This is a genomic window from Flammeovirga sp. MY04, assembly GCF_001682195.2.
Lineage (GTDB): Bacteria > Bacteroidota > Bacteroidia > Cytophagales > Flammeovirgaceae > Flammeovirga > Flammeovirga yaeyamensis.
This window is the reverse complement of sequence record NZ_CP003560.2, coordinates 567121-588845: the sequence shown is the minus strand read 5'-3', so window position 1 is coordinate 588845 and position 21725 is coordinate 567121. Positions and strand designations below refer to the sequence as shown.

The window sequence follows — 21725 nt, the reverse complement described above, 5'->3', positions numbered from 1 at the left end:
TAATAAATCCTCTTTACACGTTAATATCCTTATCATTTGTTAATATCTTCGCTCAACTCCTATTAATATACGTTTATAAATATATAAATTTCAATAAGTTAACAAACACATGAATTAAGGACGAACGATTCTATAAATAAATTATAATAATTACAAACTTCAAATATCATTATCATGAAAAAATTCTTATTAATAGCCATCCCAGCTGCTTTATTGGTTTTGGATTACATGATTATCCAATCTGTAGTACATGCAGACAACACATCTAGTCAGATTTTAGCAGCAGCTGCTTTAATTATTATGGTGACAGCTACGGTTAGCTCGTATCCTTTGATTAAGCATGCGGAGTAAGGAGTTGTACCTTACATTATTGTATATCCCTATGGACTTAGTAATTCATAGGGATTTTTTGTGGGGGTGTATTCTGGATATTTTATTGTAGACATACTATATATTTTTAGAGCATATGACTGTCGCTCCGTATACGGAGGGGTTACACCCCTCCTTGGGGAGGGTGAGTAGATGATAAGTTTCATTTTTTAGGTAGTGTGTTGGTTTAGACTAGTGTTTTAATCGAGAGTGCTGAGGGGCTGCGCCGCCTCCTTGGGGTAGTATATACACTCAAGCCTTTCCCAAAATTCCTTCTTCACCAAACTCTAAATCTACTCATCCTCTACAACGATGGGTGTAACCCATCGCACACGAACTATTAGAATACCAAGCCTTATCTTACCAAAAGACCACTTATTCACAAAACCCTAAATCTACTCATCCTACACAACGATGGGTGTAACCCATCGCACACGGACCACAGTATTCGGTCGAAGGTTATAACCTATCAAACAAAGCCCCATCCCCCCACACTATACCTCACCGATCTCCAAAAGTTACCCCACTTTTCCATATCACAAATTAATTCCTTTCTGGAGTAGTCATTTAGTCTAAACTCCACTCCTGTTTTGGCCTCTAGCTTTTCATACTGATCCAAACAAACTAAACATCTAGAAAAAACACCTAAAGAATACATCAGGAAGAACTTATGTTTTGATGATGTATTATAAGGTAAATCAAATAATAAAGTTTGAAAGTTGGAGATGAGCTGAAGGTAGATTTCTCTTACTTTTTTGATTGAATTTGTGGAGGTCAATAAGGTTTGAACTTGATTTTCTCTGTCTTTGTAGACATCAAAAATATCATTACTAAATTGGGTTATTCCTCCTAATAAATACAAGGCTTTTTCTTCCTCTTTGGTCATTTGATGTTGAAACGCTGATCTGAAATATAAGAACGAACTTCCTCCTTTATAAATAGTTAGCTCTATCAATTGATCCCATGAGAGGGTTCCTTTTTCCTGCTGAAGACTATCCGTTTGTGCCTGATTTACGTCGTCCATTAACGTCAATAAGGTATCGAAATCTTTGTTGTATTTGACGCTTTCTTTATATAACTCTATCCCTAATTTTTCAGCATCATTTTGTGTTTTGAAGTCGTTTGGTTGAATATAAAACGATTTCATTCTTTCTTGAGTCATTCCATATTCATCAAAATAATCATCGATTAAACCTGTGATGGCTGCTTGAAAAGTACTCGTATACCTTTCTTGGTAAGTAATTTTTTGATGACGTAATAAAGCTATTGATTCACCAAAGACACCTGTAACTGCCAAACCATAATAATGGGTGATTTTCTTAAAGTCTTTAGTGGTTAACGTTCCATCATTATTATCATATTTCTGAAGGAAAGGACGGATATACCTTTTTATAAACTGTTTTTGTTTGATTAACCCAACAATAAACAGATAAATAATATGAGGTAATACAATCACATTTTGTAAAATGCTACGTTTACTTTTCTGGCTCTGGAGGTTGTTCTGAGGCTGCATCGTTGATGCCTGGCTCGTCGTCTTCTTTATCGTCTTTCTGAGGTTGCTGAACACTTTTCGGTTTTTCTTCGTCTTTCATCAATTCGAATGGCGGAGTGGTAATTTCGTTATCTTCCCGATTGGCTCTATAATGAGGCGACATAATTTCCACTCCCTCTCGACTAAATACATCTTGAATATTCTGATGCAATCGAGAGTAAATTCTACCCAATTTCTCGGGCTGCTTAGTATACGCATTTAATTGATAAGATACGTAGTAATCGTCTAAAGATGTTTGTAAAACGAAAGGAATTTCTCCTGCAATTAATCCATCGGTCATCTCCGCGGATTCTTTCAGCATTTCGTGAACTTTACGCCAAGGAACATCATAACCAATCGTTACCGTGGTATGAATAATTAATTTGTACCTATTTATAGGTTGAGAATAATTGATGGTCTGAGAATCGGATATTTTACTGTTGGGCAAGGTGATGATTTCATTTTTAGGTGATCTCAAACGCGTTACAAACATGGAGCGTTCCACCACCTCTCCCATCACATCACCCACCTTAATCCAATCGCCAATTTTAAATCGCCTCATGTAAGTGATGACAATCCCTGAGATGGCGTTGGTAATGACAGAAGTAGAGCCAATAGACAGCAGCACACCTACAAATACCGATATCCCTTTAAATTCGTTAGATTCTGCTCCTGGTAATAGAGGAAAAATCATGATCACCATAAAGGTGTACAATACAAAACGAATAATTTTCATGGTCGGCTGTACCCAATCAGGATAAAAACCGGGCACCTTTAAACGTTCTGTTCGTATCGCTTCTGCAAAGATTTTTATCAGTTCGATTAAATAATGGAAGAAGCCAATGATAATAAAGATCTTCAATAAGTTGGGTAAGAAGGCGAAAGCTGATCTAAAAATATCTTTTATAGGATCAATTACATACCCTAATAATTTATCTGATATATCTTGAAGGGGTGGAGAAAACTGACCTACAATCGGAAGGTATAAATAGATTAATGATAGAATGATAGAGAATCGGATAAAAAGCATGATGTAACGGAGAAACCTCAATTGATTTTCTTCTGTTAAGATCCGTACATTCTTCACCCATATATTCTTGAACCAGTTTTTCTGAACGACTTTAGTTAAAGAGTATCGGTATATTCTATTGATCAATTTGATGAGAAATACCAAGACGATCAACCCTACAAGTGCATATATCCCTGCCTTTTTCCCCTGCCCATAAATTTTATCATGAACCGTTTTATTAATTTTTTGCTGACGTGTTTTCGCCAACTTTTCTCTGGATGTTCCCATTTTTAAGGCATCCAAAGAATCTATAGAGTGGATTACTCTGCCATCAAAGACTAATTGATAATGATCCTCGAATTCACTTAACTCTACGGTATCTAATGCAAAAAGTGAATGTTCTGTGATATTTCTAATGGTATCGGCTATAGCATGTGCCCTTTTATAGGCTGACATATGTCCTTTACTATGCACATAAAAGATGGTATCATTAAAAGGGATGACGGGCACTCCTTTATCAAAATTCTTCGGTAATGCTTTGTGATCCCCTTTCACAAGAGAATCCAAACGGTCAATTTGTGATCTTAAGTAGTTTCTATATACAGAATCGGCAACAATTAAACTCTGGATTTCCTTATACACTTGTGCCTCCGTTTTTGAATTTTGGGCGAATAAAGGAATGGTAGAAAGCAGAAATAGTATTGTGATGTAAGTTCTCATTATGGGTTCTAAAGGGTCTGTATCACAACAATTTAAAAAAAATTAGACACAAAAAAAACGTGATACTTTACGTATCACGTTCTTGTCACGAATAATTTATATAGATCAACTATACTAGATAGTGATTAATAATCGTTTCCGTATCCGCCGCCACGGTTGTAACCGCCGCCTTGGTTGTATCCACCGCCACGGTTGTATCCGCCACCGCCACGGTTGAAGCCACCACCTCTTGAGTTTTGCTCTCTTGGTCTAGCCTCTTTTACTACGATTGTACGTTCGTCTAGTTCAGACTCGTTCAATTGGTTAATAGCGTTCATGCCTTCCTCTTGGTTTGGCATTTCTACGAAACCAAATCCTTTAGATCTGTTAGTTTCACGATCAATAATGATTTTAGCGGAAGCAACTTCACCAAAACCTTCGAACAAGTTTCTCAAAGTTTCTTCTTGAGTCTCGTAATTTAATTTTGCTACAAAGATATTCATCTTACAAATAATAAAAATAATAAAAACATGAGATGAAATATCAAAAGTGAGAACAATTAAAAAACCAGTCGGACTAACTTTTAAACTAAAAATCAAGTTTGTTATCAAATCTCTTCCGAAAGGTAAGCATAATAATTGGTAGAATAAACATTTTATTATAAAAGATCTTGTTTTAATGATTTTTTAATAATCGATTCATTTTCAAATGAGTATAATATTGTCAAATAGTTGGTTTGATCTTAAAACTGTTGGCTTCAAATAATTAGTATATCTGTATCTTGATCGATACTATATTGAACCACACTTTATATACCTACCTTGCTGTATTATACATCGATAGTCCTCGAGGGGCCAAGGCCACCTCGTTGAAGACGGGGGTGTGGATGGTTTCATTTAGACGATATATTCGTATTGTAGATTAGTTATTACGACTCTCATCTTATTGATACATTTACGTCACCTATCTACCATGCTATATCATTCACCGATAGCTCTCGAGGGGCCAAGGCCACCTCGTTGAAGACGGGGATGTTGATATTTTCATTTAGATTGAGAAGTTTCCATTTCCCTCTTACCTTCAAAACCCTCCTCTGGAATAAATTCCCGGGCTTTTGATACACATATTCTATGTTATATACCTATTAGCTAATTTAAATAGACTTTCAAATCATTCACCGCATTCTCCAAGTCATTTTCAAGTTGATCTGCATTACAGTGTTTTGTTAAGATAGACTTCTCTCTTAGCATTATCAAAAGCAGTCGAAGGTATTGTTTTTCGCCACCATGATAGCCATCTAGCATTTCAAGATCGTTAGATTGATGTTTCGCCATGCTGGTAAAGTCATAACTTTCAAACCCCAATTGATCAAACATAGGTTGTATTCGAGGGAATATCTTTGAAATGTATGCATAGTTATAATCACACATTTCTTTATTTACCTTTTCGGCAAAAGGAGGAAGAATACCGATTACATGAATCTTATTTTCTTTACAAAATGTCAGGAAAGTATAAAGCTGATTGTAGGCATCAAAATCAAGTTCAGAAGAATATTCAAAATTTTGATTACCTGCTTTGATCTTCTTGATGGTTTCCTCAAACTGAAAGTCATAGACTTCATTATCTTCATTTAGTAAATGATAAATTTGATAGCCATGATATTTACTTCCATCATTTCTAAAGCCAGTATTATAAACACTTGCGTTAATTCCTACCCTTTTTAAGGGACCTTTATGTCTTAAGAACAACATATTTCTTTCCTCTACAATATATCGCCATGCCTTAGATATATTATTCATTGTTGGAAAATAGATGAATTTACTTTCCCAATGAGGTTTAGATATATAATGGCTTGGGACTTGATTGGTATTGGGATTAAACATCCATTGATCTAAACCGATAATAAGTATTTTAGGTCTTTTCTCTTTTGGAATCTTTTTGATGAAGGGTAAAAAGTCTTTCATCTTTTGGATAGTGAAGCCCGCATTGTAAAAGGAAGAAGTAAACATCTCTTTTCTAAATTGAAGCACCCTTGAAGAGCCCAATGCCATCACTTCATTTTGCGGCTTTTTGATAATCGATTGCCATTTTAGGTATTTATAATTCTCTTCGTTCATTCCATAACCTATTAAATAAGGCTCATCGCTTTTAATGTACTTATCTACATTCACAAAAGCTTCTTTTGTAACAATTAAAAGAACGAATGCAGGCAGAAAAAATAATAGTGATAAGCCTACAAAAATGCTACTATGTATTAAGTATTTTTTCATAGGTTAGAACTGAAAATAAATAAATGGTTGTTCCTCTCCGCTGAATAAGAAGATGAAAACGAGTAGACCGTAATAAAAACCAAAGCGGATAATTCGAGGCCATTTCACTCCAAATTTTTCTAGAGTGTGACGTTTTTCTCTATTCACCCATTCCATTATCAAAAAGAACATAAGAATGGTGAGTAACCTTTTATAAGGTATGGATGCAACATCAAATTGATCTAAAGACAAGAAAAATGACCAATCGATGGAAAACATTCCTATTAAATAGTCGATGGCTTGAGGTAGTGTTTCTGCTCTAAAAAAGACCCATGCTATCAATGTTAAAAGAAACGTAAAAGCAATTTGATAGACTTCTTTTACAGAAGGAATGACTTTCCCTTGAGCTACAATATCCAAATGATTCCTATTCTTATTCGTGATGAGTAGCGGCAGGAAAAACAATGCATTTAAGGCTCCCCAAACGATAAAGTTCCAAGAGGCTCCATGCCAAAAACCACTTACTATAAATATGATAAAGATATTTCTGATTTTCTGACTTGTCCCTCCTTTACTACCTCCTAAAGGGATATATAAATAGTCTCGAAACCAACTTGACAGACTGATGTGCCATCTCCTCCAAAATTCTGCAATATCTCTAGAGAAGTAGGGAGTCGCAAAGTTCTGCATCAGCTCAAAACCAAATAATCTTGATAACCCAATTGCAATATCAGAATATCCCGAAAAGTCACCGTATATCTGAAAAGCGAAGAATATCACTCCCAACCAAAGGGCAGATGCACTAAAATCTTGATAATTACTAAACATTAAATTGGCATATTCTGCACAATTATCAGCTATTACCACCTTTTTGAATAAGCCCCATAAAACCTGTCGCATTCCGTCGGTCGATTTATCATAGGAAAAAGATCTGCGTTTCAGAAACTGAGGCAGTAAGTGATTGGCTCTCTCAATAGGCCCTGCCACCAATTGTGGAAAAAAGCTGACATATGCCATAAAGGACACAAAATCTCGGGTAGGCTTTATCTTCTCTTTATATACATCAAGAGAGTAACTTAATGTTTGGAAAGTATAAAAACTGATACCAACAGGTAATATTATATCAAGAAAAATGGGATCAGAAGGCGTTTGTCCAATAAATGTGATCGCCTCAGAAAATGATTTTGAAAAGAAATTAAAGTACTTGAAGAAACCTAAAACACCTAGATTCACACCTAAACTAAGGTACAGCCAATTTCGTTTCTCCTTCTTTGTTCTTACCTCCCCTATTTTTTTACCAATGATAAAATCTGAAACGGTACTTAAAAAGATTAGACTTAAAAAACGTACATCCCACCAACCATAAAAGACATAACTACTCAACACCAAAAATATATTCTGATATTTAATGTTTTTCTGGAAGACAAACCAATACAAGAAAAACACTATAGGAATGAATATGGCAAATTCCAGTGAGTTAAAAAGCATTTTTATGGAGACAGTTCTAGCCTAACATTAACACAAAAAAAATACCCTAATGGTTCGAGGGTATTGAGAGGGTGATATTGTAACTGTAAAAAAGGATATAATTATGGGAAGAAAGTCCATAGCCAAAGATACGACTGCATGAAATTACTAAAGGTAAGCGATAAAAAATGACGAAAAATTCTCACAGTTAAAGATCCAATTTCATGAAAACCTCAAGACAGATTGAACAAAAATACCTAAGACAACTGTACAAAAAAACCACAATAAAATGAACAAAAAAACCCACGACTGAAGATCGTGGGCTGGTGATAGGTTGTTTTTGACAACACTAAAGTGTTATCAAAAATAGGTTGTAAGATACAACAATCAATTATATTGAACATTGAGATACCTCATAACGAATAATTAATTTCTTACCTCAATAGGTTTTGGCTTTTTATTATCGTCTATACTTACATAAACAAACATACCTTCTGTAACCACATAATTGGAAAGATCATTATGTCCTTTCAACAAAGGTTTCGCCCATACTTCTAAGTGAATTTTCATCGAGGTTTTCCCCATTTTCACTACTTCTCCATAAATACAAACAGCATCGCCTACAGCCACAGGTTTATGGAAGGTCATACCATCCACAGCCACTGTTACAGTTCTACCCATAGCTGTTTCCTTTGCTAGAATTCCTCCAGCAATATCCATCTGAGACATGATCCAACCGCCAAAAATATCTCCATTGGCATTGGTGTCTGCAGGCATAGCAAGTGTTCTTAGGAGCAAATCTCCTTTAGGTGTTTGTTGTTCCATAGTATTAAAGTGTAAGTTTTTATCGCACGTGTGTTTGACAAATATACGAATTTTTAATAAATGTTAATTGAAATGAAAAATTAAAAGTTAAAAATGAAAAACGTAGTTAGTGGGATATATCTCTTTTCTTACATTATTCTTCGAGCACCCACTCAATATTAATAGTTAAAGACAAATTTGCAGTTCGTTGTGCTCACGGCTCGTAAACGAGGGGCCAAGGCCACCTCGTTGGAGACCGAGTTATTTATTACTTCTATGTAAGATTAGAGATCTATGCTATTTACCACTATTGCCATAAAAGCCACAGACGGGCATACTCTAAACTATCGGCCTTCACCATAATATCTAATATGTATAAACCAATTAGCTACTCCGTCTTCAACGATGGTGGCCTTGGCCCCTCGTTACACGGACCGGATACACAGACTGCTTACACAGACTATCAGTGAGGAGATAGGAACTAGGAGTTAGGAGTTGAGGGCATGGAATAGCCACAAAAAAAATGGCAACATCATCACTGACATTGCCATTCATATAAAGAACCAATTTATTCAAAAAACTAGCCCTTAGTTATTCCTTATAAGTTATTAGTTAAAAAACGAGCGTAAAATCAGAAAACTCCTAATTCCTATCTCCTCCCTCCTAACTAATTCTACATTCTTTCAGGTGACTGCACTCCAATCAACGCCAATGCATTGTTAATTGCTTTCGCAGATTGAGCCGACAATGCAATTCTAAAGGCTTTCTTCGCATCGTCCTCTTCGTTGAAGATTGGCGATTCTGAGTACACTTTAGAGTATTGTTTTGCTACATCGAATGCGTAGTTTGCAATAATTGATGGAGCGTAAGCATCCGCTGCTTCGGTGATCTTATCGTTCATTTTACCAAGAAGAGCGACTAGATCTGATTCAGCGTTTGATAACTCAGAAAGACCATCAAAAGCGGATGTTGAGTAATCGATTCCGTCTTTATCAGCTCTACGTAATAACGCTTGGATCTTCGCGTGGTTGTATTGGATATACACACCTGTGTCTCCTTGGAAATCAATTGATTCTTGAGGATTGAAAAGCATTGTTTTCTTAGGGTCTACTTTCAATAAGTAGTATTTCAATGCACCTAATGCCAATTGCTTGAACAATACTTTGGCTTCATCATCAGAGAATCCGTCGATTTTACCTGATTCTTTTGTACGCTCTTCGGCTGTATCAATCATTTCTTGGATCAAATCGTCTGCATCGACCACAGTACCCTCTCTTGATTTCATCTTACCTTCTGGCAATTCAACCATACCGTAAGATAAGTGATAGATACCATCAGCATACGATCTACCTAAATGCTTCATGATTGCTTTCAGTACTTTGAAGTGGTAATCTTGCTCGTTACCAACCACATATACTGATTTATTCATTCCGAAATCTTTGTATTTTAAGTCGGCAGTACCCATATCTTGTGTCATATACACAGCAGTACCGTCACCTCTCAATACCAATTTTTCGTCTAATTTCTCTTTTTTCAAATCGATCCAAACAGAATCGTTTTCTTTCTTAAAGAATACGCCACTGTCTAAACCTTCTTGAACGATATCTTTACCTAAAAGGTAAGTTTGAGACTCGTAATATACATTATCGAACTCCACTCCCATCATTTTGTATGACTGAGCGAATCCATCGTATACCCAACCGTTCATCTTTTCCCAAAGTGCAACAGTTTCTTCGTCTCCTGCTTCCCACTTACGAAGCATTTCTTGTGCTTCTAATAGTAAAGGAGCATTTTTCTCAGCATACTCTAATAATGCTTTGATATCTTTAATCTGAACTTTTTCCTCATCAGTTAAAGGAATTTTGTTCTTTTTAGAGGCACCCTTAGCTTCGATAGACTTTTTCAATGCTTTCACATCTTCTACACCTGCCAAAGAAGCATAATCAGCTTGTTTTTCAGAGATTAATTGAGCGATTTCTTGCTTATATGCTTTATCGAAAGCAACATAGTAGTTACCTACCAATTTATCACCTTTTAAAGTTGCAGAAGGCTCCTCTCCGTTACCGAATTTCACATAAGCCAACATCGACTTACAAATGTGAATACCTCTATCGTTTACCAAGTTCACTTTCTGAACATCGTAACCGGCAGCATCTAAAATTAAAGATACCGAGTGACCCAAGAAATTGTTTCTCAAGTGCCCCAAGTGCAAAGGCTTGTTCGTGTTTGGCGAAGAATATTCCACCATCACTTTCTCACCATTACGAGCTACCCTACCATAATTTTCATCAGCTACTAATTGTGCCAAAGTAGACACCCAAACTGAGTCAGAAATAACTAAGTTCAAGAATCCTTTCACGATATTGAAATCAGCTACAGCATCTACATTCTCTTTCAAATAATTACCGATAGCCTCTCCAATTTCTACAGGATTTTTACCTAACTGCTTTGTCAAACCAAAAGTGACAAACGTAAGTGATCCTTCAAATTCTTTTTTTGTAGGTTGAAGTGCAATGCGTGAAGCTTCTAATTCTACTCCGTAAAGTGATTTTACCGCTTCTGCAATACCATTTATGATAAGTTGCTCCATTCTAAATTTTGATAAATATATTCTTGTCCAATCGACAACCTGCAAAAATAAAAATAATGAGGGAAGTTTTTAATTTCTGATGCCTATTTTCGACATTTCCCTATTTAATATATATCAATTTTACTTTCAACTTACATCTTTCTCCTATCTTTGCAGCATGACAAAAGTAAGTATCATCACCATTTCTTGGAATTGTGCCGACGAAATCGAAAAGACTTTACAAAGCGTGGTCGCACAAGATTTTGTTGATAAAGAGTATGTTGTTGTCGATGGAAATTCGAAAGACAATACCCTCTCTATCATCAATACGTATAAAAATGATATTGATATTTTGGTATCAGAACCTGATAAAGGAATCTATGATGCCATGAACAAGGGTACTCAGTTAGCTTCGGGAGAGTATGTGATATTCATGAATGCAGGCGATCAGTTTTATGATCCTCAAACGTTATCCCACTTCTTCGAAAAAGTAACTGATCAACCCGACTTAGTCTACGGTGATCATGAAGTGGTCTACGATCATTTTGTGAAAATTAAAAAAGGGGGAAAACCAGAAGACCTTTGGAAGGGCATGATTTGTAGTCATCAAGCAATATTCGTAAAAAGACAATTGCTGCTCGACCATCCTTTCGATTGGAACAACTGGAAAATCTCTGCCGACTTCCATTTCATCTATAACCGTTTTATCGATGGATGTTCTTTCCAACATATTCCCATTAATGTAGCCAAATATGCTGCTGGTGGATTGAGTGAGACAAGTTCAGTTCCGAGTAAATTGGAAACTTGGGCCATCGTTAAAGAACATAATTCATCTCCGGAAGTAGATGCATTCTACTCCAAACTAATTCGCTATGAAAAACTAGTGAATATTCCGAGAAAGCTTTTGGGACCGAAGGCGTTTGAGGTGATGATGAAGGTGAAGAATAAGGTGATGGGGAAGGAAGTTAGGTAGTAGGTAGTAGGTAGCAGGTAGCAGGTAGCAGGTAGCAGGTAGCAGGTAGCAGGTAGCAAAGTTAACGCTCGGTTTTAAGTAAGAAGTAAGAGGGAAGAGGTAAAACTGGCGCAAATGTTAAGCGCTAGCGTCATTTGTGCCTAAAAACGTTAGAGGTCTCCTGACCTCGGTTGTTAACTAAGGAACTAAGGAAAGCTACTTCGTTAATAATGAAACCGTATCGAAAGCCCAGGAATTTATTCCCGTGGAGGCTTTGAAGGTAAGAAGTAAAAGGTAAGAGGGAAGGTGAAGTCTCTAAAGCTACCATAGATCTTTGGGACATCCTTGTCTTCTACGAGGTGGCCTTAGCCCCTCGGTACACAGACCGGTTACACAGACTGGATACACGGAGTAGTTCAAGAACTATCAGAGAGCAATACTTTCTAAATGTGTTTAGATTGGGGTCATATATTAGTCAGCTACATCCCCGTCTTCAACGAGGCGGCCTTGGCCCCTCGAAGACTATCAGACTACAATATTGTACGGGACGAGATAGAGAGACTCGAACACTATCAGACGACGATATTGTACGGGACATATTGGTATTTACATAGTATAGAGATATGCAAAAGATATATATAAAGAAAAACAAACTAAAGGCGTTGGATAATCGTCACCCTTGGATTTATTCTGGGGCGGTGGCGAAGATGCCGGAGTCTTTGGAGGATGGCGAAATTGTTGAAATCGCTGTTGGAGAGAAATTATTAGGATATGGGTTTTATGCTCCCGGTAATCAGATTGTTTGTCGTGTATTTGAATATACAAGACGAACAATGGAGGTGTTAACTCAGGAGTATTGGAACGAAAAAATTGCTTCGGCTTATGCTTTAAGAAAGTCTCATGTGATCACTGAGGAAACGAACTGTTTCCGATTAATACATGGTGAGGGCGATTTCTTCCCAGGCTTAATTGCTGATGTTTATAACGATTTAGTCTCTATCCAGATTTTGATTAAAGGGGTTGATAAAATTGCTCCTATGATTGTGAAAGCAATTCAGAATTTAGGGTTTAAACGTATCTACAATAAATCGAAAGAAATTTCTAAGCGTTTAGAGAATGTTGAAACACCAAAAGGGTGGCTAACAGAAAAGCAAGGTTCTCCTAAGGTGAAAGTCCTTGAGAATGGCGTGAAGTTCTGGGTGGATGTAGAAACTGGTCAGAAAACAGGATTCTTCTTGGATCAGCGTGATGCACGTTCATTGGTAGGTCAGTATTCTAAGGACAAAAAAGTATTGAATACTTTCTCCTACAGCGGGGGCTTTTCGATGTATGCCTTAAAAGCGGGTGCTACATTAGTTCACTCAGTGGATGCCTCTCAGTCGGCTATCGATTTATGTGATGAAAACGCAGAACTAAACGGTTTCAATAACGGTGAACATACCGGATATTGTGCCGATGTATTCGATCACCTGAATGCTATGGAAAGTAACGATTATGATGTTGTGATCCTAGACCCTCCAGCATTCGCAAAATCGTCTAAAGTATTAACTAAGGCAGCAAGAGGTTACAAACAACTGAACCTTAAAGCCTTCAGAAAAATCAAGAAAGGAGGAATTCTATTCACTTTCTCTTGTTCACAAGTAGTCGATAAAGTACTGTTCAGAAAAATTGTATTCCAAGCGGCTGCAGAAGCACATAGAAATGTGAGAATCCTTCATCAAACATCACAACCGAATTGTCACCCGATTAATATTTTCTACCCGGAGAACGAGTACTTGAAAGGACTTGTTCTTTATGTGGAATAGGATAGGTAGCAGGTAGCAAAGTTAACGCTCGTTTTTTAGTTAGGAATTAGGAGTTGCCAAAACTGGCGCAAATGTTAAGCGATAGCGACATTTGTGCCTAAAAACGTTAGAGGTCTCCCGACCTCGGTTTTTAACTGAGGAACTAAGGAAAGTTACTTTAATAAGAAAACTGTATCAAAAGCCCATGATTTCAATCTTGGGGATATTTATTAGTGAAAAGCGGTTTTGCACATAGAGCTATTTATAACCCATATTTTATAATTTAATTTGTAAAATATGGGTTATAAATAAATACCTCCACAATTCCCCTACCGCTCTTCACTCTTCCCTTTTCACTATTCACTTTAAAAATCTTCGATTTTTAACCATGCAAACTACATTTAATATCGACTTCCCCTTCGAATCTTGGAGGAACATATATGAACAATACGCAGACGAAAGTTGTGATTACAACTTTAAAGAATATAGAGTTTCTCGGATAGATTGTGATTATTGGTTTTCCATCATTTTTGAGAAAATCAGATGCACCTTTGTGGCTAAAGATTTAGAACATCACAGAAATTCCAATAAAGGAGCAATAAATGAAAAGGTATTTGAAATCTGGATGGAAGCACCAGAACCCTTATTCACTTTTAATCTAAGACCCAAACTATCTTTTATCCAATTTATCAATAAACTGATTGGTAGAGATATTGATATTTCAAACCTCCAATTAGGACGGAAGTATCAATTAAGTGGTAAAAAGAAGTATGTAAAACCATTAATCCCCTTCCTTGAATTTGTGGCAGATCATCCTGCTGAAATTAATATCACCAACGATTATATCGATCCTGATACCGTAAAACATTACTTGATTATTTCTTTTGATGAGTGGTTGACAGATGAGAAAGAAATAATAAAAATGACAAATCATATGAAGGACCTATTCATAGCTTACCTTCAACAATCAGCGAAAGGTGAAAAACTGCGTTTTTCTAGTGAATAGTGATGAGGGAAGAGTGAAAAGCGGTTTTGCACATAGTGTTTTTTATAACCCTTATTTTATAATTTAAATTATATAATATGGGTTATAAATAAATACCTCCACCATTCCCCATCGCTCTTCACTCTTCCCTATTCACTCTTCACTATTCACTCTTCACTTTAAAAAGCTCCGCTTTTTAAATCTTTCTTAATTCTTTACAGTGAATTCTTATTCATACAAGATTAATGTTTAATTTTATCCACTTATTTTTTGATGGCAAATTATTGCTATCTTTATTACTATAATCAGCATTAGTATTGCGTGGCAACGCTAGATAATGATACTTTCAGACACACAAATATTAAAAGAAATTGAGGAGGGCAATATTCTTATTGAACCTTTTGATCCAGATGCATTAGGAACTAATTCCTACGATGTACATTTAGGGCGTCACCTTGCTGTATATAAAAATGAGGTATTGGATGCGAAAGCACATAATGATATTGAAACTTTTGAAATCCCAGATGAGGGATTTGTTTTATATCCTGGTAAAATATATTTGGGAGTCACCAAAGAATATACAGAAACTTTAGAGCATGTTGCTTTTCTAGAGGGGTTGTCTAGTGTTGGACGTTTAGGCATTAGCATCAATGCGAACTCAAGAGCTGGAGATGTCGGTTTTTGCAATACTTGGACCTTAGAAATCAGTGTTGCTCAACCCGTCAAGATATATAAAAATATGCCCATTGGTCAGCTATTCTATTTTAAGGTAGATGGCGACATCCGTAATTATTATCATATAAAGAAAGATGCAAAATACCTCAACAGAAGTATGAAACCTGTGGAGTCTATGATGCATAAAAATAAATTCTAAAAATGAAATACCTACCTTATTACCTACTCTTATTCTTATTACTTGGTTTTTCATCATGTGATAAACATAAAGAAAATTTTGATGTTCCCGGAACAGGTCAGATTAGGCTAAAATTTAATTTGTTACATGATCTTTTAGGAAATCAAATTCCTTTAAATTATAATACTCCTTATCAAAACGCCTTAAATCAAACCTATCTTTTCGATGATTTTAGAATGTATATATCTAATGTCACATTAAGAGATACAACAGGCACCCATTACTATAAAGTACCCAATAGCTATCATTTAATCGAAATGATTGATAATGCAGATACTTCTATAGTCATTAAGGATTTACCAAATAGCAATTTTACCGAAATCAATTTCTCTGTGGGTGTTGATAATGATGCCAATTATAGTACTGACCAAGTAGGCGATTTAGATCCTGCTAATGGAATGGCTTGGGATTGGAACACAGGATATAAATTTGTTTATTTAAATGGATTGAGAATATTACCTGATTCCTCCACTCGTGGATTGGTATATCACATAGGTGGTGATGCCAATTACAGAACCGTTCGATTTACTCAAAAAGACATCAACTTAAATCAAAATAATAATTTAACCATAGAATTTGATGTTCATGTAGATTATGTCTTTGGCAATAAAAATCTAGCAGAACAACCTAATCCTGATGTAGGACCCGTGAATCATTATATCGATTTAAATGATGATTCAACCAACGATACCATGTTTGGTCCGAATACACAAAAAATAGCTGATAACTATGAACAAATGTTCGAATGGAAAGAAATTACTGTAGAATAATCGCCTTAGGTTTTCTAGTTATTTTAGGAGCTTGTGGGTCCTCTCAAGAAGAGGATGCACAAGCTTCTATCATTTCATACGAAAACATCCCTGCCCCGAAAAGAAACTTAATGACCGATGAAAGAGTAGCATTAGGCAAAATGCTTTTTCACGATAAAAACTTATCTGGTAATGGAAAAGTAGCTTGTGTAGATTGTCATGAACAAAAGTATGCCTTTGGAGAAAACATGGCTTTAAGTACCAACGGCATTACCCAAGAACCACTTCATAGAAATACACCACCACTCATTAATATTGCTTGGGCAGAAGGATGGTTTTGGGAAGGTGGAGCCAAAAACATTGAATCATTAATGTTTGGTCCGCTCACTCACCCGAATGAAATGGGAGCCAACTTAAAAGAAGTGGTAAAAGATATAAATGATCATCCAGAGTATCCTGTTCTTTTTCAAAAAGCCTATCAAATAAAAACCATTAAGAGTGCTCATATCGCTAGAGCTCTAGCCGCTTTTTGTCGATCACTGATAAGTAATCAAAGTAAATACGATCAATATTTAAACGGAGAAATCGATTTTAGCTATGATGAATTGCAGGGGATGAAAATCGTAGAAACCAGATGTGGCAGTTGTCACCCTGCTCCATTTTTCACCGATTTCAATTATCATAATATTGGTTTAGATAGCGTATTCTCTGATACCTTAGAGAATCTTTTTCAAGGAAGAGCAAGAATCACCTTAAAAGAAGAAGATATGGGGAAATATAAAACCCCTACCCTCAGAAATATATTTGCTTCTGCACCATATACTCACGATGGAAGGTTTAAAACTATTGATGAGGTATTTGATCATTATGAATCAGGTATACTTCCTCATAAAAGTCTTGCACCTCAAATGCGTAATGGAATAGATCTTAATGAAGAAGAAAGAGAACAAGTAAAAATCTTTTTAACCACTTTAATGGATTCTACTTATTTAGGACTGAAACAATAAAGTCTATTTGATAAAATCTTAAACTACTTTTTTAGAAAGATTTCCAACGTTATTAAAAAATGTTTTAAGGGCAAGAAATGAAAAAAGGTTTATCCCAATTCAATTGAGATAAACCTTTTATATTTTTATTGAACTCTAAATTATAGAGATGCGTGTGGCTCGTGATCCTCAGCAGCAACCTCAACAGTTAATGCTTTTTCAGTTCTTTGACCTTCTTGATCTACTAAGAATAGAACAAAGTGGTAATCACCTTCTTCAACTGGACCTGTAACACCATCTTTTGTCCATGTTGTAGGAACATCCATGTGTACGTGTAAATGATGCTCGTTAGGGAAATCGCCTGCCGCTGTTAAAGCATAGTTATAAGCACCTTTTGCTTCTGCTTCTTCTTGGCTAATTCCGAACCAGTAAGTATATTTTTGTGTCCATTGAACATGATCATCTGTATTTGCTACTCTAGCAGAATGCTCGTGACCAGCTCCCCAGTGTACATCTACCTGAGCATAGCTTAATTGGTGTCCTTTTAAATCAGCTTCAACAACTGCCTCTTCCCCTGGTACGATGTGAGCATGATCCTCTTCTGATAAACGTGCGTGATCTTCGTGATCATGACCGCTTTCAACTACATAGTTTTCAATTGTTGGAGCAGGGTTATTCGATGAGTCATCGTTATTACAAGACGCGAAACCTACTACAGCTAAAGCAAGGATAAGATGTTTGATTTTCATATTTTAATTTGATTATTTTGCAATACTGTCGCAAATAACAACTCGTTTTTATTTTTTGCAACACTATCGTATTTAATTTATACGTATTTAGAAATTTTAAGGATTTCAACTAATTGTTAAAGAAAACAAACCTCCTTAATCAATTAAAGAATAAATCCCCTTTAAATACATTAGATTGATATCTTCGAACTTTATTGTTTTAAATTTTCACCCAACACAGGACTAGAAAAGTTATTTTTCTTTCCTTAATAGAAAAGATATTCTGATATAGATGGCGAAATTTTCATCGATTTCCCCTATCTTATTTATACATTATGAAAGACATCAAGCAATACATTTCGAGTATTTATTTTTCCAATGGTCTAAGAATGACCTGGTGTATTGTTTTTCCATTAATCATAGGTGCTTATACCGATCACATTGCTGAGGCGACTAATTTAGCCATAGGTGCACTTTGTGTCGGTTTATCCGACTCACCAGGTACTTGGCAAGAAAAAGCCAAAGGTCTTTTGGGTGGTTCTTTTATTAATCCAATTGCCGCAGTCTGTATGGCGATTATCATGCCTTACGCTGTTTTCGCTGAAATCTACCTCTTCTTTGCTGTCTTTGCTTCCGCCATTATGAGTATTTTTGGCAACCGAGCAACCATGATTGGGAATAGTATTCTTGTAGCCGTTAGTTTAGGTGTCGGTTTTGGTTTGCCTTTAAGTAATATAGGAGTGATGGGAGTCTTCCTTTTCATAGGCGGTCTATGGTACACCTTAAACTCTTTATTATTATGGCAAATTCGACCTTATGCAAGCATTGAGAAAATATTGGGAGAATCGTATATATTAATGTCACAATACTTCGAAACGAAAGCCCAATTGTTCACTCAGCCCAACAACAATTCGTTACAAAATAAACTATTCACAATTCAAACTAAGATCGATCATCAACAAGAAGAGGTACGTACTTTATTACTAGGCCAACGTTCGGCATTGCAAGGTGCGACTCCATTAGGTAGGTCACTTATTTTAATGTTGAGGGCATCAATTGATATTTTCGAGAAAGCCTCAGCCACTCATATCTCCTACTCAGAATTACATCAACATTTGCATCAAACAGACTTTTTGGAAGACCTGCAGATGACATTTTCTAAAATGGGACACCAACTAAATACCCTAGGTCGTGCCATTATGAGTAGAAAAAAAGTGACAGAAATGAAACGTCATTTTGAAGAACTTGAGGCACTACAGAAGAAGTTTGAAACTATTCGTGATCATCAGGATCGAAACATACCTATTGATATTTTAGCAGAAGTGAAGAATATCATGAGGAACTTTAATCGAATTGATCGTACTATTTCTGAAGCTTCTACTTATACCGATCCTAAAAACAGTCAAAATATAGGTTTTACAGACGGACTGAATCTGCCTTTATTTAAAACCACTTTAGAAAAAGGGACGTTTTCCGATCACCTCACCATAAAATCCATACATTTTAGACATGCAATCCGTATTAGCATTGCTATGGTGGCCGGAATGATTGTCGCCAAGTTTTTTGATCTAGACCGAGGATATTGGGTGTGGCTTTGTATATCTGTCATTCTCAAACCATCTTTTGCGATTACGAAACAACGAATGTTAGCTCGAATTATCGGAACTATCCTAGGCATCATCATCGCTTTAGGAATCTTGAATCTATTTAATTCTCAACTAGCTTTTATCCTATTCCTTATTCCTTTTGGAATTGGAACATTTGCTACCTTATTCAAAGATTATAGAACGGGTATCACCTTGCTAACTCCTTTTATCCTTTTGATGATCTCCTTATCCATGCCGGTTACACATCAAATAGCTATTTCTAGAGTGGTGGATACCTGTATTGGTGGATTAATCGCCTTTTTAGTGAGTAGTTTTGTTTTTCCTGAATTTGAAATCAGAAAAATCAAATCAAAGTTATTAGAAGCGATTGAAGCAGATTGCGAATATTTTACAGAAGTATTACAGAGTTACACCAACCAAAGATCACTTGATAAAAACACGTACAGATTATCAAGAAAGAAAGCACAATTGGCCAATGCCAACCTAGCTGTTAGTTTCCAAAACATGTTAGGCGATCCAAAAAGCAATCAATTAGATGGTAGTAATTTGTATTCATTTATTGCTGCAAGTCGAATGTTGTTTGCACACATTGCCACCCTTTCTGCTAATGCGGAACGACTATCTCAGAAATATAATTTTACGGAGTTAAGAATATTCGAAGATAGCATCAAAAAGCAACTGAATAACATAGCAAAAGGAATTAAAGAAGAAGAGGCTATTATTGAAATTGATAATCTATCTGATCAGCTTCAATTCTTAATTCATAAAACCGACGAATTGAGTTGTCTTAGGGAAAAGGAACTTAAAAAAGGCATCAAAGATTCACCACTTATTAAAGAATTATCTGATTATGTTTTAATTACGAATCAGTTACTAAGGGTTTCTAAGAACGTGAAATTTATGGGTAACTATGCGAATCAACTCATTTACATTAATAACACTAAACTATCATAAGTACAATTTCAAAAGGTCAAAACATAACTAATTCGTGATTTCGTTCAATTATTAGTGCAAAAAATTCAACATACAAAAATATTGTTGTATCTTGTATATCTAGTAAGAGGTTGTAAAATTATGCCAAACAGATTTCTGCCTAGACCTCTTCTTACCCGTACAACTACTAAAATTTATTATTATCGAATTTCTCATAAAAAATACTATTCTTAATCTCTTTGATCCATGCAATAAAATTCTATTTCATTCAAGTATCAATTGGCTTGATACGTCTTGGAATAATATAATACCTTTTTCTTTACTTTGGTCACCTATCACCTCTACAGTTTTTTCTGTTACAGAAGAGCAATATCAACAAAGACTAATTGTGTACATCATCTCTATTCTTAGTCTTAGCTTTTTAGTGATTGCCTTATTTATGGTTATTCGAAAAACGAAACTTCAAAAGCAAAAAGTCGAACAAGTAAAAGAAGAGTTAGATAAAGCTTTACTTGAAGTCAATGAACAAAATATAAAAATTACGAATAGTTTAAGAGCTGCTCAAACAATTCAGCATGCCATCCTACCTCCTTCCGAATTACTAAAAAAAGTATTTAATAGTTATTTCACTATCTACAGACCTAAAGATATTGTGTCTGGGGATTTTTATTGGTATGGTGAATCTCAAGGAGAAGATAATATTACGTACAAATATTTTGCTTGTGTGGATTGTACGGGACATGGTGTTCCTGGAGCCTTAATGTCAATGATTGGCAAAACGATCCTTCAAGAAATCGTGGATAAAGGATTGGCAAAAGATCCTGCAAAAATCTTAGAAATGATCAATACAAGAATTATCTCCTACTTAAGACAACAAGAAAATAGTATAAACGACGGGATGGATATTTCTTTAATTAGATTTACTGATCAGGAAGGAAGTGTAAAAAGCATTGATTTTGCTGGAGCTAAGAGTGATATCTACAAAATAGATAAACAGAAAAACACGTTGAAAAGATATAGAGGGAGTAGAAAATTTATTGGTGGGCATCAAAGAAAAGATATCAATTTTTCTACCACAAATATACCTATCAATAAAGGTGATTATATTTTTATGCTTACGGATGGATTACTTGATCAAAACAATATCAAAAATGACAAGTTCGGTCGTCGATATTTCGAAGATTATCTTCGTCAACATAGCAATAATCCTCTAAAAGATGTGGGCGATTTATTAGAAGCAGCACTTGATGTTCATCAGAAAAATGTTCCTCAGAGAGATGATATTACAGTTATCGGTATTGAGATGAAATAAGAAACATCAGCAAAAAACAAAGAAAATTACACGACCTAATATTTTTATTCCTAAATTACGATTTGAAAAGATTTTTTAA

The 21725-nt window shown here is 35.6% G+C and carries 17 protein-coding genes; 9 read left to right on the top strand and 8 right to left on the bottom strand.

Annotated features, from left to right (window positions below; all coding sequences use genetic code 11):
- The first annotated feature begins 174 nt into the window (after positions 1-174).
- Positions 175-351 carry a hypothetical protein gene (locus MY04_RS02415; protein ID WP_158297525.1) on the top strand — a complete coding sequence of 59 codons (177 nt, stop codon included), beginning with the start codon at positions 175-177 and terminating at the stop codon, positions 349-351.
- A 487-nt stretch (positions 352-838) separates the two neighbouring features.
- Here the strand turns inward: MY04_RS02415 and MY04_RS02410 are convergent, their stop codons facing one another.
- The 7 genes from MY04_RS02410 to MY04_RS02380 all read right to left on the bottom strand — a co-directional run bounded on the left by MY04_RS02410 (position 839) and on the right by MY04_RS02380 (position 10718).
- The gene (locus MY04_RS02410) at positions 839-1825 is read right to left on the bottom strand and encodes a hypothetical protein (RefSeq protein WP_066205787.1); all 987 of its coding nucleotides are present in this window, start codon (positions 1823-1825) and stop codon (positions 839-841) included.
- Between the two features lie 19 nt (positions 1826-1844).
- Entirely contained in the window at positions 1845-3629 is a 1785-nt protein-coding gene (locus tag MY04_RS02405; RefSeq protein ID WP_066205781.1) for a mechanosensitive ion channel family protein, read from the bottom strand.
- 125 nt (positions 3630-3754) lie between these two features.
- Entirely contained in the window at positions 3755-4111 is a 357-nt protein-coding gene (locus tag MY04_RS02400; RefSeq protein ID WP_066212968.1) for an RNA recognition motif domain-containing protein, read from the bottom strand.
- Between the two features lie 645 nt (positions 4112-4756).
- The gene (locus MY04_RS02395; protein WP_066205779.1) at positions 4757-5878 is read right to left on the bottom strand and encodes a D-alanyl-lipoteichoic acid biosynthesis protein DltD; all 1122 of its coding nucleotides are present in this window, start codon (positions 5876-5878) and stop codon (positions 4757-4759) included.
- 3 nt (positions 5879-5881) lie between these two features.
- Positions 5882-7345: an MBOAT family O-acyltransferase gene (locus MY04_RS02390; protein WP_066205777.1), complete on the bottom strand. Its 1464-nt coding sequence runs from the start codon at positions 7343-7345 to the stop codon at positions 5882-5884.
- Positions 7346-7750: 405 nt separating this feature from the next.
- On the bottom strand, positions 7751-8149 hold the full coding sequence (yciA, locus tag MY04_RS02385) for an acyl-CoA thioester hydrolase YciA (protein ID WP_066205774.1): 399 nt from the start codon (positions 8147-8149) through the stop codon (positions 7751-7753).
- Positions 8150-8801: 652 nt separating this feature from the next.
- Positions 8802-10718, bottom strand: coding sequence for an arginine--tRNA ligase (locus MY04_RS02380; RefSeq protein ID WP_066205772.1), 1917 nt, complete (start codon positions 10716-10718; stop codon positions 8802-8804).
- Positions 10719-10875: 157 nt separating this feature from the next.
- Between MY04_RS02380 and MY04_RS02375 the strand changes: the two genes are divergently transcribed.
- The 6 genes from MY04_RS02375 (at position 10876) to MY04_RS02350 (ending at position 17087) form a co-directional block, all read left to right on the top strand.
- A complete protein-coding gene (locus tag MY04_RS02375; protein WP_066205769.1) occupies positions 10876-11670 on the top strand; it encodes a glycosyltransferase family 2 protein in 795 nt (264 codons plus the stop codon).
- Between the two features lie 602 nt (positions 11671-12272).
- Positions 12273-13454 carry a class I SAM-dependent rRNA methyltransferase gene (locus tag MY04_RS02370; protein ID WP_066205767.1) on the top strand — a complete coding sequence of 394 codons (1182 nt, stop codon included), beginning with the start codon at positions 12273-12275 and terminating at the stop codon, positions 13452-13454.
- Positions 13455-13821: 367 nt separating this feature from the next.
- Positions 13822-14439 (top strand): hypothetical protein, encoded by a 618-nt coding sequence (locus MY04_RS02365; RefSeq protein ID WP_066205765.1) that lies wholly within the window; start codon positions 13822-13824, stop codon positions 14437-14439.
- 316 nt (positions 14440-14755) lie between these two features.
- Positions 14756-15292: a dCTP deaminase gene (gene dcd / locus MY04_RS02360; protein ID WP_066205762.1), complete on the top strand. Its 537-nt coding sequence runs from the start codon at positions 14756-14758 to the stop codon at positions 15290-15292.
- Positions 15293-15294: 2 nt separating this feature from the next.
- Positions 15295-16101 (top strand): MbnP family protein, encoded by an 807-nt coding sequence (locus MY04_RS02355; protein ID WP_066205759.1) that lies wholly within the window; start codon positions 15295-15297, stop codon positions 16099-16101.
- Positions 16077-17087, top strand: a complete 1011-nt coding sequence (locus tag MY04_RS02350) for a cytochrome-c peroxidase (protein WP_084005732.1) — start codon at positions 16077-16079, stop codon at positions 17085-17087. Before MY04_RS02355 ends, MY04_RS02350 begins: the two co-directional genes overlap by 25 nt.
- 140 nt (positions 17088-17227) lie before the next feature.
- Here the strand turns inward: MY04_RS02350 and MY04_RS02345 are convergent, their stop codons facing one another.
- Positions 17228-17815, bottom strand: a complete 588-nt coding sequence (locus tag MY04_RS02345; protein WP_066205756.1) for a DUF4625 domain-containing protein — start codon at positions 17813-17815, stop codon at positions 17228-17230.
- Positions 17816-18129: 314 nt separating this feature from the next.
- Here MY04_RS02345 and MY04_RS02340 point away from each other — a divergent pair, with 314 nt between their 5' ends.
- Positions 18130-20355, top strand: a complete 2226-nt coding sequence (locus MY04_RS02340; RefSeq protein ID WP_066205754.1) for an FUSC family membrane protein — start codon at positions 18130-18132, stop codon at positions 20353-20355.
- Between the two features lie 367 nt (positions 20356-20722).
- Positions 20723-21646 carry a PP2C family protein-serine/threonine phosphatase gene (locus MY04_RS02335; protein WP_066205750.1) on the top strand — a complete coding sequence of 308 codons (924 nt, stop codon included), beginning with the start codon at positions 20723-20725 and terminating at the stop codon, positions 21644-21646.
- The last annotated feature ends 79 nt before the right edge of the window (positions 21647-21725 follow it).